We start from the raw sequence: 15,389 nt of genomic DNA on the forward strand, positions 1-15,389 counted from the left end.
TATGTTGCTTAAGTTACCAGCGGCACAATTAGCAGAAAGGGGAAATAGATATGAGCTTTGAGAACCCAAGCCGTGAGCAGATTGGAGAAATCCTTGCCGCCGCAGGCAATATAGCTGTGGTCGGGCTCTCCGACAAAACAGACCGAACTTCGTATATGGTGGCAGGTGCCATGCAGAGCCGGGGCTATCGCATCATTCCGGTCAATCCATCGGTGGATGGCGAGATCCTTGGCGAGAAATGCTATCATACGCTGGCGGAAATCCCTGAGCCTGTGGATATTGTCAATGTGTTCCGCCGCAGTGAATACTGCGCGGATGTAGCCCGGGAAGCCGCCGCTATCGGTGCACGTGTCCTCTGGCTCCAGCAGGGCATCATCAGTCAGGAAGCAGCCGATATCGCGGCTGAGCACGATATGATTGCCATTATGGACCGCTGCATCAAGGTCGAGGAAGCAATCACGATGAAAGGCCGCAGCCGGCTGTAAGGTTGAAGGTGGAGCCAACCGGCCGGAATGGTTATATTGAACGCAGACGAAGAACGTCCTTTTCTCCGGTTCACTCTTGGAGCAGGACGTTCTTTTTTATGGAGCAAGCACACAGTTTCTTCATGGACTTGCATACGCATGAAAGGACTGGCGAGCGGTGGGGAAGGCTATACTGTAGTCCGGAAATCGTGAATTTAATAAATAACACCCTAATAAAATGCAACTATTGCACTTTGTGCGAATTCCTCATTTACCCGGTAATTTAAGTTCATAATCTTTTGACAAAAGCTGCTGTAGCGCTTACCATTCAATATAGAATGAAAGGAGAGGGTCACCTTGAATTGGCTCGGATCTTTGCAGCAATTGGGCAGAGCCATAATGCTTCCAACCATGGTGCTTCCGGCAGCGGCTATCCTTCTTAGTCTGGGCAGTCTGCCGTGGTCTGCATGGGGACTTTCTTCGGTATCCGAAGTGACTACTTACGCGGGGCAGGGGATTTTTTATTTCATGCCTTATTTGTTTGCTGTCGGTGTGGCATGGGGGTTGTCCAATCAGGCCGGACCGGCAGGGATGGCAGCACTCGCAGGAATGTTCACTTATGACCGGATTGTTTCCAACATGGGAGACGGGGCCGTACAGCCCGCAACACTAATCGGAATTATCCTTGGAATTGTCTCCGGTGTAGCGCATAACCGGTTCAAAAATATCAAGCTTCCGGAGGCGATCCAGTTTTTTGGAGGATCGCGTTTTGTTTTGCTGTTTATGGGACTGTTCTCTGCGCTGTTCGCCTGGGTGATGCTTGGACTGTCGCCGGTGCTGCAGCATGGCCTGGACATTATGTTCCAGGATATTCAGGCGACGGGCGGATACGGAGTCTTCGTCTACGGGGTTCTTTACAGGGTTCTCACAGCCTTTGGTCTGCATCATATTTTGAATAATCTGTTCTGGTTTCAAATGGGTACCTTTGCTACGCCTGACGGCAGTGCTGTTGTTCAGGGGGATTTGCCGCGTTTTTTTGCCGGGGATCCTACTGCAGGCGTTTTTATGGCGGGACTGTTTCCAATCATGATGTTCGCGCTGCCGGCAATTGCGTTCGCCATTATCCAGGAAGCGCGTGAGGACTTGAAGCCTAAGATCAAGAAGACGTTTTTGCGCGCCGCATTGGTCTGCTTTTTGACCGGGGTATCGGAGCAGATTGAGTTTGCTTTCCTGTTCGCTTCGCCCTACTTATTTGCACTGCATGTGGTGATGTCCGGACTGGCGATGGTGCTGACCTATTCACTGGGCATCCATCACGGCTTCTCCTATTCTGCAGGGGCCATTGATTTCTTTCTTAATCTGCATTTATCGCAGCGGGCCTGGCTGCTGATTCCGATAGGGATCGGCTATGGCATTGTTTACTATAATGTGTTCCGCTGGGCAATACGGCGCTTTCAGATTCCGACGCCAGGACGCGAAGAGGGCTCGGAGCTTGGGGATTGGGCGGGCAATATCCCTTATCAGGCCCCATTGATCCTGGAAGCGCTGGGCGGGAAAGAAAACATCGTACAAGTGCAAGCCTGCATCACAAGGCTAAGATTAACAGTGCACAATGACCGGAATATAGATACAGGAGCACTAAAAGGTCTGGGCTCGGCAGGTATTATCAAGCTGGGTGGAGGAAATGTCCAAGTCGTATTCGGGACCTATTCGGAGCTGATCCGTGAGGAGATCAATAAGCTTCTGCTCCGCGATCTGCCTCAGGTGCTGTTCAGTTCGCCGATTCAGGGCCGGATGATGCCGATTGAAGAAGTGCCGGACCATATTTTTGCCGCGAAGTTGGTGGGCGACGGTGTGGCTTTTTTCCCGGAAAAAGGGGAGCTCGTCTCACCAGTCTTCGGTAAGGTTATGCACGTATACCCGACCATGCATGCAGTGGGCATTTCGACTCCGGAGGGGCTAGAGGTGCTGATGCATATCGGGATCGATACTTCACAGCTAAAAGGGCCGTTTGAGGCGCTTGTGAAGGAAGGGGACAGCGTGGAGCCAGGGCAGCTGCTGGTCAGGTTTGACCTGACTTACCTGCGTGACCATGCAGCCTCACTCGCTACCCCGATGGTCATCACCAACCCGGACCGCGTTAAGTCCTGGAGCTATGCTCCTTTTAAAAGTGTAAAAAAAGGACAGTCTTCCGTGATGTCCGTAGTTCTACATGAAAGCAATGTTGGAGGGATTGAAGCATGATACAAGGCATAGGCGCCGCAGCAGGTGTAGCCATCGGGAAGGCCTTTGTCTTGCCGAACTGGGAATGGAGCCTACCGGATACACAGGTCAGCCCTGTAGATCTGGCGAAGGAATTTGAACGTCTGTATGAAGGCATCCGTACCTCAAAGGATGAGATCGAGTTCATCAAAAAAGAATTCCGGGAGGTTGTCGGGCCTGAGGAATCAAGCATTTTTGACGCCCATCTGGCCATACTGGATGACCCGGTCTTCATGAGTGAAATCCGCGGTATTATCGAGCGCCAATACAAGGCTGCCGAGGTGGCAGTCAAGGAAGCAATCGACCACTTTGTCGCCATGTTTGATCTGCTGGACGATGAGTATATGAAGGAGCGGGCTGTCGACATCAAGGATGTCGGCAACCGTCTGCTGAAGCATCTCCTGGGGGCGCCAGAGGTCACACTTCCGTCTGATACGCAGCCTTATATTCTGGTTGCTAAGGAACTGTCACCTTCACAGCTGGCCCATTTGAACCCTACTTATGTGCTTGGCATCGTAACTATGATGGGAGGCAAGACCTCTCACTCGTCCATTATGGCGCGGGCGCTCGGGATTCCGCTGGTAGCCGGGCTGGAGAACAAGATACTGACTCCAATTCAGACCGGCGACATGCTGGTTATGGATGGTGAAGCCGGCGTCGTTCAGCTCTATCCGGATGAACGGACTGTAGAGGATTATGCATCCAGACGGGCGAAGCAGCAGCGCAAGAAAGAGCAGCTGGAGCTGCTCGCTACCGTGGAAGCCGTCACCAAAGACGGCGTACCGCTGCGTCTGGCCGGTAATATCAGCTCCGTGAAGGAACTGGATATGGCGCTCAAGTACGGGGCGCAGGGTGTCGGGCTGTTCCGGACCGAATTTCTGTATATGGACCGCACCTCCTTTCCTACTGAGCAAGAACAATTCGAAGTCTATAAGCTCGTTGCGGAAAAAGTAGGTGCCGAAACGGTAGTCATCCGCACACTGGATATTGGAGGAGACAAGCATCTGGATTACTTCCAGCTTCCTGAAGAGCAGAATCCATTTCTGGGCTACCGGGCAATCCGTATCAGCCTGGATCGTAAGGACATGTTCAAAACCCAGATTACCGCTATACTGCGGGCCAGTCATTACGGAAATATGAAAATGATGTTTCCCATGATTTCTTCCATTGAGGAAGTACAGGCTGCCAAAGCGGTACTTAACGAGGTCAAGGATGAGCTCGATCAACTGGGTGTTCCTTATAACCGCAATATACCTGTAGGCATAATGATTGAGGTTCCGGCAGCAGTGATGATAGCAGATCTTTTGGCAGAAGAGGTCGACTTCTTCAGTATCGGCACGAATGATCTGGTACAGTATGTACTGGCGGTGGATCGGATGAATGAGCAGATTGCCCATATGTATCATCCATACCACCCTGCAGTGCTGCGGATGATCCGGATGACAGTGGAAGCAGCGCGGAGAGTGGGGATCGATATTAGTGTATGCGGCGAGATGGCTGCAGACGAACGGTCCTTGCCGCTCTGGCTGGAGCTGGGAATCAGTAACCTCAGCATGTCGCCGCAGGCGCTGCTGAAGGTGAAGCACCGTACCCTGAATACGCTGGCTTCGGAAGCCAGAGAAACGGCCAAGCTCTGTTTCAAACACCGGACCAGTACAGAGACGGAAAAGCTGTTGACAGCTTTTCCTGGACGGAGTGGGGTGCCTCTTGGATCAGGTGCCGAGGCGAAGAGTAAAAGCTCGTAAGTTTCAGGAGGACTCAACTCAGAAGATCAATAGCTACCTAATCTGATAAAAGAAAACCTCCCTCTCCATCCGTAAACAGCTGCATATACCATAATAAAAGCCCTGATCCTCTGCATAGCAGAGGGTCAGGGCTTTCTAATCTTATATTTCCGCCAGCGCATCGCAAAAGGCTTTGCCATAAGGCGGCAGATCTGGTGGGCGGCGGGCTGAGATAATGTGTCCGTCTGTGACGACAGCTTCATCTTTCCAGATCGCTCCGGCATTTTCCATGTCATCACGGATTCCTGGGGTGGAAGTGACAGTGACACCGTTCAGAATTTTCGCGGATATCAGCACCCAGCCGGCATGGCAGATTTGGCCGATCGGCTTCTTAGCAGCATTGAAATCCTGCACCAGCTTCAGTACAGCGCTATAGCGGCGGATCTTATCGGGAGCCCAGCCGCCCGGTACGAGGATGCCATCATAATCAGAAGCGTTCAGTTCATCCCAGGAATAATCGGCTTTGGCGGGTACGCCATATTTTCCAACGTAAGTTTTGTTCTTCTCCAGTCCGGCCAGATGTACCTCGGCACCTTCTTCCCTGACACGGTACACCGGGTACCACAGCTCCAAATCTTCGAACTCATCGTCTACGAGTGCTATGACCTTTTTTCCGGTTAGTCTCATGCTTTGCAGCTCCCTTCATTAATCTTGACTTCAGTACATTCTAGCAAATTTGATATATGAAGTCATCCTGGTGACAGCAATCTTTTACTTAATTTCCAATTAAATCATTTTATGCAAATCAGAAGGGTTTGGAGGATGCGAGTCGAATATAGCAATGGAGCAGGAGAATTTTCGCAATTTTCCCTAGGATAGACGTTCAGTGAATTTTACTATTAAATCTGAGGTGTGGGAGATGTATAAAGAGCCATTAATGAAGAAGTCGTGTGGCTGCGGCGGAATCATGACCATACATATGCATACGCTGATCTACAGCGCAAAAATAAAAATCACACATGTTCCAGTCTACACCTGTGGAGTGTGCGGCCGTTACGACCCTCTGCCATTCATCAGAAGCGATCTGTCCAAGCTGATTCATGAACTTGGGGATTCTCCGCCTAAGAGGCATATTTCCTTTGCGGATAACAATGAATGGGCAAGCGTTCTGAAAGAAACTTTTGCTGCGGGATTGTTCGAAGGCGGAATGTCTGAGGTAGAGGAAACGATCCGGTGTGCCATACAGGGGCGTGTAGATTTACTGCTGGATGTCTACCGGGTAGCGGCAGATAGTTCCGACCGGAAGTGGATGGAGGAAACTGGTAAAAGACTGTCTCAATTGACAGTTGAGCCTGCAGAAAGAACGTAATTAATGCAGAATAAAGCGGATTCTGAAATTTTTTCTGCAAAATCAATGAAAATATTTCACGAATGTTGGATTTTTCACGCGCTTTTTGATACGATAGTATCAGATCAGACAAACCTATGAATGCGACTGGCTCATTAGTGGCAATTACTCGGAGGAAATGTAGCAACACCAGGCCTTTATTCCGTATAGCGAATAGCGTTTTAACCTTTGAAAGAAATTTTGAAAGGAAAATGAAGCGTTATCATTGCACAATTGTACAAAGTGTCGTATCATAATTTTAATTAGTCGAACGATAAAATTTATCGCAATGGAGAGAGTAATTTGACGGTAACCATTTACGATGTAGCTCGAGAAGCAGGCGTATCTATGGCTACGGTATCACGGGTTGTGAATAATAACCCGAACGTGAAACCGCAGACCCGGAAGAAAGTTTTTGAAGCGATTGAACGTTTGGGCTATCGTCCAAATGCCGTGGCGAGAGGTCTCGCCAGCAAGAAAACGACAACCGTTGGGGTTGTTATCCCCGATATCTCGAACTCGATTTTTGCAGAAATTGCGCGCGGGATCGAAGATATTGCCAACATGTATCATTACAATATTATTTTGTGTAATGCGGATAAACGCAAAGAGAAGGAAATTCGTGTAATTAATACGCTTTTGGAGAAACAAGTGGATGGTCTGCTCTTCATGGGCGGGACTGTAACTGAAGAGCATATTCAAGCTTTTCAGACGTCTGCTGTGCCAATCGTACTTTGCGCGACGCGTGATGAAAAGGGTAGCTATCCGTCGGTGGATATCGACCATGAGACTGCTGCCTTTGACGCAGTGAACACACTGATCCGTCATGGCCACCGCGAAATTGCGATGATCAGCGGTACCCTGCAGGATCCTGCCAACGGCTATGCCCGTTTCCAAGGCTATAAGAAAGCGCTGGAAGCAGCAGGTATTGAGTATCAGGAGGACCTGGTGCGTATCGGGAACTATCGTTACGAATCCGGTGTCGAAGCCATGAAGTATTTCCTCGGACTCAAGAAGAAACCAACGGCAGTATTTGCTGCAACCGATGAAATGGCGATCGGAGCCATCCACAGCATTCAGGATGAAGGTCTTAAAGTTCCGGATGACTTCTCCATTATCAGTGTCGATAACATCCGTATGGCTTCAATGGTTCGTCCGTTGCTGACGACAGTAGCACAGCCAATGTACGATCTGGGTGCGGTAGCAATGAGACTGCTGACGAAGCTGATGAAGAAGGAAACCGTTGAGAACCCGCGGGTTATTTTGCCGCATGAGACGATTCTCCGTTTGTCTGTTAATCATTTGAACAAGTAAGCATTCGGAATAGGTTGGAACATAAGTGCGTAAAAAGCTCCTTTTGGGGCTTTTTATGTTTTATATCTTTAAATTTACCGTAGGGGGATACATATGAATGAAGTCATTGGATTAATTGGAGCGATGGATGAGGAGATCAAGCTGTTGTTAGACAGTATGGAAGACAGAGAGAGCACTATTAAGGCAGGTATTGCGTACTATTCAGGTACCATCTCGGGCCAAAAGGTAGTTCTTTGTAAATCTGGGGTCGGCAAGGTGAATGCTGCGGTGACGACGCAAATACTAATCGATAGCTTCGGAGTGGGGTGTGTGTTGTTCACAGGCGTTGCGGGAGCGTTACACCCAGATCTGGGAATTGGGGATATCGTCATCTCTTCACAGTGCATTCAGCATGACATGGATGCTAGCGCTCTTGGATACCCGCGGGGAGTGATTCCTTATCAGGAGGTATCCTTTTTCCCAGCAGATCCAGTCCTTGTGCAGCTGGCAGAAGGGGCTTGCCATGCCATGAAGCAGAGGTCGATTACGGGAATCGTACTGTCAGGGGATCAATTTATTGCCAGTACGGCCGCTGTATCCGAGCTTCGGGAGCAGCTGGGCGGAGCATGTGCGGAAATGGAAGGCGCTGCTGTGGCACAAGTCTGCTTCATGAATGAGATTCCTTTTGTCATTATCCGCTCGATGTCTGATAAAGCAGATGGTTCGGCGCATGCGAATTATCGTGAATTTACGGTAACCGCTGCCGAACGCTCCCATGCCATCCTCGAATATATACTGAAAGCAATGTGAACCATTTCTCCGGAGGTTTATCTGCAGCCTAGTACATGAATCGCTGTCTGAATCGCACCCGGTCAAAAGTTTCCTGTGAAGACATCGGCACTTCATGACCGATACGGACCATGAGGCAATTGGCAGGGTGGGAGCAAATCTCCGGATCATCTGTGGCATACCAGACCATATCCACCGTTTGCATAAGTTTTTCCATCATCTGGCGGTAAGCCCATACATCAAGACCACTGCCTTTAAGATCCCAGTGCCAGTAATATTCAGTGGTGAATACGATGCAGTTCTCCAGCTGTTCCCGCTCAAAAGCAGTGCTAATCAGCAGCTTCGCAAGCCCCATCCCCCTGTATACATTTGCTACTTCTATAGCACCCAGCTCTATAAGATCTACCATACCACCCTGCGACCACAGCTCCAATTCATCGGGATAATGAAACGTAACATATCCGGTGATCATGTGGTCAGCAACAGCGGCTATTACACGCCCTTCAGGCAGTCCAGCAATCTCTATAAGCGCTTCCAGCTGCTCCTGCGGTTTACGGAAGGCGTCCAGATCAGGATGCATTTGGAGCCTCCTCAGCCTGTCTGGAGACAAAGGTCCACTAACGGTAAGGGTGCTTTCTTGATGATGAAGAATATGGGATACAGGGATTTTGCGGTGCTCCATGGACAGGCTCCCCTCCAAGTTAGGCAAATCTAGAATGTAACCGCTTCCTGTGATATACTAGTTCCGACATAAAATATTCACATTTAATCCATTGACAGCATTGCTTAAGAGAAGAGTCTCGCCCTTAAAGCTTAAATCAAACGAGTGAGGGAGGCAAGAGTAATGGGGCAAGTCCACAGCGAAATTTTACCGGGCCGCGTGAAGCAAGCCAATATGGCGGATTATTCCCGGGCAGTTAGCGAATTCCGGTGGGAGGATGTGGAGAAAGACTTCTCCTGGCATGAGAGTGGCAAGGTGAATATGGCCCATGAAGCGATTGACCGGCATGTCCAGGAAGGCCGCGGAGCGGCGACGGCTTTAATCTACAGTGATTCCACCAGGGAAGAGATGTATACGTTCTCTGACCTTCGGGAGAGATCCAATCGTTTTGGGAACGTGTTGCGTGCGCACGGTATTGGCCGGGGGGACAGGGTGTTTATTTTTATGCCCCGCAAGCCGGAGTTGTATTTCAGTCTGTTGGGTGTGCTCAAAGTCGGTGCGGTGGCGGGACCGTTGTTTGAGGCGTTTATGGAAACAGCTGTTAAGGACCGTCTGGAGGACAGTGGTGCCATAGCTCTCGTTACAACCCCGGAATTGCTGCAGCGGGTCAAGCGTGAAGAGCTGCCTGCGCTGAAGCATATTTTTGTGGTAGGAGGCACTGCAGATAGTGAACAAGGGCTAATCAGCTATGAAAAAGAGACCGCTGCGGCATCTGCGGAGCTTGAACCCGAATGGCTTAGTCTGGAGGATGGGCTGATTATGCATTATACCTCCGGCTCCACTGGCAAGCCCAAGGGTGTATACCATGTGCAAAGAGCAATGATACAGCATTATTATACAGGTAAGGTTGTACTTGACCTGCGTCCTGATGATATCTATTGGTGCACAGCAGATCCGGGATGGGTCACTGGAACATCTTATGGGATCTTTGCTCCTTGGCTGAACGGTGTGACCAATGTTGTTCGTGGCGGGCGCTTCAGTCCGCAGGATTGGTATAAGACGATTGAACGTTTTGCGGTTACTGTATGGTACAGCGCTCCTACCGCCTTCCGGATGCTTATGGGGGCAGGAGAGGCGAGCCTGCAGGGGACCAATCTAAGCAGTCTGCGGCATGTCTTGTCAGTAGGGGAACCGTTGAATCCTGAAGTGGTGCGTTGGGGGGATAAATTCTATCAGCAACGCATTCATGATACATGGTGGATGACAGAAACCGGAGCACAGCTGATCTGCAATTATCCGGGAATGGACATCAAGCCCGGCTCCATGGGGCGGCCCTTGCCTGGTATCGAAGCTGCAATACTGGATGACAGGGGTAATCTGTTACCGCCTTATTCCATGGGGAACCTCGCGATCCGGACCCCCTGGCCCTCTATGATGGGACAGATCTGGAACAATCAGGCGAAATACGAGGAGTACTTCCGCATTCCAGGCTGGTACATTTCCGGGGACTCTGCTTACATGGACGATGAAGGTTATTTCTGGTTTCAGGGTCGCATTGATGATGTCATCAATTCCTCTGGTGAGCGGATAGGACCTTTTGAGGTGGAGAGCAAACTGGTAGAGCATCCTGCAGTTGCTGAAGCTGGGGTTATCGGTAAACCGGATGTCATGCGGGGAGAGATCATCAAGGCGTTCATTTCTTTACGGGATGGTTATTTCCCTACGGCAGAGCTGAAGGAGGAAATTGCGGCTTTCGTCAAAACCGGGTTATCTGCCCATGCGGCGCCGCGTGAAATTGAATTCAAGGAAAAGCTGCCCAAGACGCGCTCCGGCAAAATTATGCGCCGCGTGCTGAAAGCCTGGGAGCTGCATCTTCCCGCAGGAGATCTATCCACCATAGAGGATTAATTGATTCCAGAGACATGGCAAAAACACCACCGCCGGTGATGAACCGGTAGTGGTGTTTTTTGGGGTTTCGAAAGTATAATGGTGTCTGCAGACCTAATATTAAGGGGTTTTAGCTCCACCGTTGCCAGAGCCGGCATTCCCGCCGCCGCTGGCATTACCTCCGGCGGCATTGCCGCCACCAGCGGCGTTACTACCACCAGCGGCGTTACTACCACTAGCGGCGTTGCCACCACCAGTTGCGTTTCCGCCGCCAGCGGCATTGCCGCCGCCGGCAACGTTGGTTCCGGATCCCGTAGGAATGTCAGAGCCATCCGATGGCGGGATAATAATCATCCCGGGATCCTCCGTAGCTCCCGGTAGAGCTCCCGGCTCTGGTGTAGCTTCTGCATCTGGAAGATCTACGGGTGGAGGGGTGGTTTCTGGTGTTGGTGTAGCCCCGGCCACGCTGCCGGAAGCTGACTCATGACCGGCAACATCTACTGCAGCTACATAAAAGGACGCATTCACACTGGCCGGAGTGCCCGGTGTGAAAGTAGTTCCTTCGCCAACTGACAGAATGGCCTGCTTTTGAAACGAACCACCATTCAGCGAGCGGTACAAACGGTAGCCAATTACATCCGGCGAACCGCTCGGATTAAAGGTGATAACCGCTTTACCTGTATTGTAGGATATATTGACTCCGCTTGGAGCCGTTGGTGCACTTCCGTCATCCACACGGGGATCAACCTCGGTAGGATAATCGGATTTCGCATCTTCAGGCATATAATATTCCAGCGATTCATGCTCTTTCATTGACGGGAATGCGGCAAGCAGCTCCTTCACCAGATCCTGAATTGGTTTTTCACGCTTGACGACAATTTTTTCTTTGAGGAAATCCTCAGGAGTGCCTTCGAGAGGGATATAATTAACTCCGTTATAACTAATATACTTGGCTCTTGAGATTCCATCATCGCTTGAAGTAGGTACATACTTCACATTAAATACATCTGTGGTGAACCTGTCGGTCAAGTCAGTCGGGAGCTTGCCGCTGTATGCAGAAACTGTCCTTTTGACGATTCCTTCAGGTTTCGGAAATTCCTTGGTAACAAAAAGCTCAGGCTGCTTGTCAATAACGGCGTTCATCACTTTTGTCCACAGGGTCTGTGCCTGACGTTTTTGGGTATCGCCCTGTAGTGTATTGATTTGTTCCTTGTAGCCCACCCACATTCCAAGTGTTACATCCGGTGTATAGCCCATAAACCACACATCTCCATAGTTTTGGGTAGACCCGGTTTTGCCGACAATGGGTACATCTTTGAAGTGTTTATAGTTTTTCTTAACTGTGCTTGCTGTACCGTCGGTAATAACCGTACGCAACATATCCGTCATTAGATAAGCGGTTTGTTTGGAGTAGACCTGCTCCGGATTCACTTTATGCTGGTAGATGATTTTACCCTGTGAATCCACAATCTTCTCGATCATATAGGCATCATTGAATGCCCCCTGATTCCCAATCGAAGAGTAGGCATTTGTTAATTCCTCAACAGTAACCCCATAACGTAACCCGCCGATAACCCCGGTCTGAGCGTTGTAATCATTATCCTGTATAGTTGTAATGCCCAATTTCTTGGAGAAGGCCCATGCTTTCTCGATGCCAACCTTATCGTTGAACAGCTTAAGGGCTGGCAGATTTAAGGATTTGTTAAGCGCATAACGGGCTGTTACCAGTCCCTGATACCGGTTGTTGGCATTCTTTGGAATGTGGAAGCCTTTGCCACCGTCTTTGAGAATAATCGGCGCATCATCCAGAATGCCTGCAGGCTGAATTAATCCGGCGTCCAGTGCAGGGAGGTAGGCTGCTATCGGTTTCATGGTTGAGCCCGGCTGACGAACCATTTGTGTGGCATAGTTCATTTGCTCAATATTAAAGTCTCTGCCTTCAATCATGCCCAGGATAGCCCCTGTTTTGTTGTTGATCATCATGCCAGCTGTCTGTTCCTTACCTCTGGCCTTACTGTCCTTCGTGAAGTTTTCGCTGTCCTCGGAGATGCTGTGCATGGCGCTGTATACTTTTTTATCTATCGTTGTGTATACGCGGTACCCTCCGGTCATAAGCTGCAGGCGTGCTTCCTCCAACTGCACACTGTTATCTTCAGTGGCAGGGGTGTTCGGATCGATCACACCATTATTGCCTTCATTGATGGACAGAATGATCTCGGCCGCTTTGCGCTCCGTCTCCAGCATCAAATAAGGATATGTTGCATAAGCCTTCTTCGTATGCGGTGCTAAAGAACCCTTGATATCAAACTGAAGCGCTTCGTTATACTGGGAGTTAGTAATTTTGTTCTCCTCCAGCATCCGGCGAAGTACAAGCTTCTGCCGCTCCATAGCACGATTAAATGCGGTTTCATTAAATTCACCGACTCCATTAAACGCGGAATATTTGGAGGGCAGTTGGGGGAGTCCGGCTAAATACGCGGCTTGGGCTGTATTCAGCTTATCCAGATCATCCAAGCCAAAAATCCCTTTTGCCGCTGCTTTGATACCGTACACGTTGTAACCGTTCGATCCATTCCCGAAAGGAACCTTATTCAAATAGGCCGTTAAAATTTCCTGCTTGGATAAATAACGTTCCAGTCTTAGAGACAGCAGAATCTCTTTGATCTTGCGGTCCTCGGTCCGGTCCAGATTGAGGAACACGCGCCGCGCCAATTGCTGGGTCAGGGTACTGCCGCCGGTCTGGACAGATTCGTTCAGCAGCTTTTGCTTTACGGCACGCAGGGTGCCGCTGAAATCGACCCCTTTATGATTGTAGAAATTATTGTCCTCTATAGCGAGGACGGCATCAATAACAAGCTGCGGAATATTGTTGAATTCTACAAGTCTGCGGTCCTCTTCAGTCCGGAGCTGGCCGATCGGTTGGCCATCCCGGAAATACGCAAAGCCGGTAACGGCATTCTGGCTGACTTGCTGTTGGATCAATTCTTCGGAACGGACAGGATCGTCCTTCACTATGGAAGTGACGTAGCCTGCCACAGCACCACCGGCAAACAGTATGCCAAGTATGCCGAGTATAAACATCCACTTCACGACGGAACCGAACCTGCGGAGCCAGGATCTACGGGGTGGACGCTGCTTTGCGGTCTTCTTTTTGTTCTCCTCAACCATCGACGTTAATCCTCCTTTTAACGGAACTATTATAGCACAATTTGCCGATTTTGAATGCGCCCCTGCTTTATGGGCTTTTTAGCCTTATATTGACTTTTGAAAAGCCGCTGTGATACAAATAGATTCAATTAGATATCATAAAGGCATAGAAGGACATTAGTAGAAGGGAAGCCAGGTATTTCAGAGAGCCGGTGGGTGGTGCGAACCGGCAGCAGGCCCCTTTGAATTACAGTCTGGAGCTGACCGGAGGAACAATAATCTGAATTCAGATTTGTCCAGTAGTCCGGTTCCGGGTCGATCCCGTTATGGCAATGAAGTGAAAAGCCCTCCGGCGTGCCGGCTGCGAGTGCTTTTAATTAGGGTGGTACCGCGAGTCTTTTTCTCGTCCCTTATGGGATGAGTGGAAGGCTCTTTTTGCGTTGCTTGGCTTGAAACGAAATATGCACTGACAGATTTTCGAGGAGGGGTAGTTATGAAATGGGAAGAGTTGACCCGGGAACAGCAGCTGGAAGTGGAACGGCAACTGAAAGTCGTCTCACGCGGAGCGGCAGAAATTGTGCCTGAGTCGGAACTGAGGGGCAAGCTGATAAAGTCAGTGGTAACAGGGATTCCGCTTAACGTTAAGCTGGGGCTGGACCCGTCCGCTCCCGACATCCACATCGGGCATACTGTGGTGCTCCACAAACTTCGCCAGTTCCAGGTGCTGGGACATCACGTACAATTGATTATCGGAGATTTCACTGGACGGATTGGCGACCCTACAGGCAAATCCGAGACACGCAAACAGCTTAGTGAAGAAGATGTTCAGCGTAACGCTGATACGTACAAGAAGCAAATTTACAAAATTCTAGATTCTGAAAAAACAGAGGTCCTATGCAACTCTGAATGGCTGAGCCCGATGACTTTTACAGAAGTAGTAAATATGTCGGCCAAAGTCACTGTAGCCCGGATGATGGAGCGTGATGACTTCACGAAACGCTTCCAGAGCGGCCAAGCCATCAGCATACATGAATTTTTCTACCCGTTGATGCAGGGAATGGACTCGGTTCACAATAAGACTGATATCGAGCTGGGCGGCACGGATCAGAAATTCAATATACTCATGGGACGTACTCTGCAGAAAGAATACGGCGAAGAGCTGCAGGTTGTGATGCTGATGCCGCTGCTTGAAGGGCTTGACGGAGTTAAGAAAATGAGTAAGAGTCTTGGCAATTACATTGGTATCGATGAAGAGCCGAATGAAATGTACGGGAAAACCATGTCTGTTCCGGATGAGCTGATGCTTAGATACTACGAAATGGTTACGGACCTGAGCAATGAGGAGCTGGCTTCACTGAAGGAAGCTCTGGCATCAGGAAAAGCACATCCCAGGGATGTCAAAATGCAGCTAGCCCATAACTTTGTACGTACATACCACGGTATGGCAGCGGCAGATGCCGCGCAGGAGCATTTCGTCATTGTCTTTCAGCGGCGGTTGCTGCCCGAGGATATCGGGACGTATACTCTCGCAGAGGCTGAGCTTGAGAACGGCATGATCAGACTGGCAGAGCTTCTGACCCGGATTGGTTTTGCAGACTCCAAAAGTGAAGCCAAACGAAGTATCAAGCAAGGTTCGGTTAAATGGAACGAAGTGAAACAGGAGGACATCAACGGTGAACTCCGGCCTAAAGATGGAGATATAATCCAGTCGGGCAAGCGGAAGTTCGTCAAGTTGATCTTGGTCTAGGCATGGCTCTGAGGTTCAATGGAAATGA

At 49.8% G+C, this 15,389-nt stretch carries 11 protein-coding genes and 1 other annotated feature; of the genes, 8 read left to right on the forward strand and 3 right to left on the reverse strand.

The features are described 5' to 3' along the window. Nucleotides 1-50: 50 nt before the first annotated feature. From AC0MA3_RS00085 to ptsP, 3 genes are all read left to right on the forward strand, one after another. On the forward strand, nt 51-485 hold the full coding sequence (locus tag AC0MA3_RS00085) for a CoA-binding protein (RefSeq protein WP_474654724.1): 435 nt from the start codon (nt 51-53) through the stop codon (nt 483-485). A 336-nt stretch (nt 486-821) separates the two neighbouring features. After that, nucleotides 822-2,708 (forward strand): glucose PTS transporter subunit IIA, encoded by a 1,887-nt coding sequence (locus tag AC0MA3_RS00090; protein WP_474654725.1) that lies wholly within the window; start codon nt 822-824, stop codon nt 2,706-2,708. Next, nucleotides 2,705-4,471 carry a phosphoenolpyruvate--protein phosphotransferase gene (gene ptsP, locus AC0MA3_RS00095; RefSeq protein ID WP_474654726.1) on the forward strand — a complete coding sequence of 589 codons (1,767 nt, stop codon included), beginning with the start codon at nt 2,705-2,707 and terminating at the stop codon, nt 4,469-4,471. The genes AC0MA3_RS00090 and ptsP overlap by 4 nt, the downstream gene beginning before the upstream one ends. A gap of 141 nt (nt 4,472-4,612) precedes the next feature. Here ptsP and AC0MA3_RS00100 read toward each other — a convergent pair whose 3' ends face one another. Further along, a complete protein-coding gene (locus tag AC0MA3_RS00100) occupies nt 4,613-5,137 on the reverse strand; it encodes a type 1 glutamine amidotransferase domain-containing protein (RefSeq protein WP_379153285.1) in 525 nt (174 codons plus the stop codon). A gap of 250 nt (nt 5,138-5,387) precedes the next feature. Here AC0MA3_RS00100 and AC0MA3_RS00105 point away from each other — a divergent pair, with 250 nt between their 5' ends. The 3 genes from AC0MA3_RS00105 to AC0MA3_RS00115 all read left to right on the forward strand — a co-directional run bounded on the left by AC0MA3_RS00105 (nt 5,388) and on the right by AC0MA3_RS00115 (nt 7,940). Next, on the forward strand, nt 5,388-5,819 hold the full coding sequence (locus tag AC0MA3_RS00105) for a hypothetical protein (RefSeq protein ID WP_379153283.1): 432 nt from the start codon (nt 5,388-5,390) through the stop codon (nt 5,817-5,819). A 321-nt stretch (nt 5,820-6,140) separates the two neighbouring features. Further along, nucleotides 6,141-7,151: a catabolite control protein A gene (ccpA, locus tag AC0MA3_RS00110; RefSeq protein ID WP_379153281.1), complete on the forward strand. Its 1,011-nt coding sequence runs from the start codon at nt 6,141-6,143 to the stop codon at nt 7,149-7,151. 93 nt (nt 7,152-7,244) lie between these two features. Continuing rightward, nucleotides 7,245-7,940, forward strand: coding sequence for a 5'-methylthioadenosine/adenosylhomocysteine nucleosidase (locus tag AC0MA3_RS00115; RefSeq protein ID WP_474654727.1), 696 nt, complete (start codon nt 7,245-7,247; stop codon nt 7,938-7,940). A gap of 28 nt (nt 7,941-7,968) precedes the next feature. On the opposite strand, the gene AC0MA3_RS00120 is transcribed toward AC0MA3_RS00115, so the two are convergent. Continuing rightward, nucleotides 7,969-8,601 (reverse strand): GNAT family N-acetyltransferase, encoded by a 633-nt coding sequence (locus AC0MA3_RS00120; RefSeq protein WP_474654728.1) that lies wholly within the window; start codon nt 8,599-8,601, stop codon nt 7,969-7,971. 162 nt (nt 8,602-8,763) lie between these two features. Here AC0MA3_RS00120 and acsA point away from each other — a divergent pair, with 162 nt between their 5' ends. Beyond that, nucleotides 8,764-10,488 (forward strand): acetate--CoA ligase, encoded by a 1,725-nt coding sequence (gene acsA, locus AC0MA3_RS00125; protein WP_474654729.1) that lies wholly within the window; start codon nt 8,764-8,766, stop codon nt 10,486-10,488. A 99-nt stretch (nt 10,489-10,587) separates the two neighbouring features. Here the strand turns inward: acsA and AC0MA3_RS00130 are convergent, their stop codons facing one another. Continuing rightward, nucleotides 10,588-13,635: a transglycosylase domain-containing protein gene (locus tag AC0MA3_RS00130; protein ID WP_474654730.1), complete on the reverse strand. Its 3,048-nt coding sequence runs from the start codon at nt 13,633-13,635 to the stop codon at nt 10,588-10,590. 137 nt (nt 13,636-13,772) lie between these two features. Continuing rightward, nucleotides 13,773-14,028: a binding site (T-box leader), on the forward strand. 79 nt (nt 14,029-14,107) lie between these two features. On the opposite strand from AC0MA3_RS00130, the gene tyrS reads away from it, so the two are divergent. Next, nucleotides 14,108-15,361 carry a tyrosine--tRNA ligase gene (gene tyrS, locus AC0MA3_RS00135; protein ID WP_474654731.1) on the forward strand — a complete coding sequence of 418 codons (1,254 nt, stop codon included), beginning with the start codon at nt 14,108-14,110 and terminating at the stop codon, nt 15,359-15,361. Nucleotides 15,362-15,389: the final 28 nt, after the last annotated feature.

This window comes from Paenibacillus sp. LS-5 (genome assembly GCF_056121505.1).

What these genes read in the sequence shown, in the direction of transcription:
- ptsP (WP_474654726.1), top strand. Translation starts at nt 2,705, where the DNA reads ATGATACAAGGCATAGGCGCCGCAGCAGGTGTAGCCATCGGGAAGGCC.
- AC0MA3_RS00085 (WP_474654724.1), top strand. Translation starts at nt 51, where the DNA reads ATGAGCTTTGAGAACCCAAGCCGTGAGCAGATTGGAGAAATCCTTGCC.
- acsA (WP_474654729.1), top strand. Translation starts at nt 8,764, where the DNA reads ATGGGGCAAGTCCACAGCGAAATTTTACCGGGCCGCGTGAAGCAAGCC.
- AC0MA3_RS00130 (WP_474654730.1), bottom strand. Translation starts at nt 13,635, where the DNA reads ATGGTTGAGGAGAACAAAAAGAAGACCGCAAAGCAGCGTCCACCCCGT.
- AC0MA3_RS00105 (WP_379153283.1), top strand. Translation starts at nt 5,388, where the DNA reads ATGAAGAAGTCGTGTGGCTGCGGCGGAATCATGACCATACATATGCAT.
- AC0MA3_RS00120 (WP_474654728.1), bottom strand. Translation starts at nt 8,601, where the DNA reads ATGGAGCACCGCAAAATCCCTGTATCCCATATTCTTCATCATCAAGAA.
- tyrS (WP_474654731.1), top strand. Translation starts at nt 14,108, where the DNA reads ATGAAATGGGAAGAGTTGACCCGGGAACAGCAGCTGGAAGTGGAACGG.
- AC0MA3_RS00100 (WP_379153285.1), bottom strand. Translation starts at nt 5,137, where the DNA reads ATGAGACTAACCGGAAAAAAGGTCATAGCACTCGTAGACGATGAGTTC.
- AC0MA3_RS00115 (WP_474654727.1), top strand. Translation starts at nt 7,245, where the DNA reads ATGAATGAAGTCATTGGATTAATTGGAGCGATGGATGAGGAGATCAAG.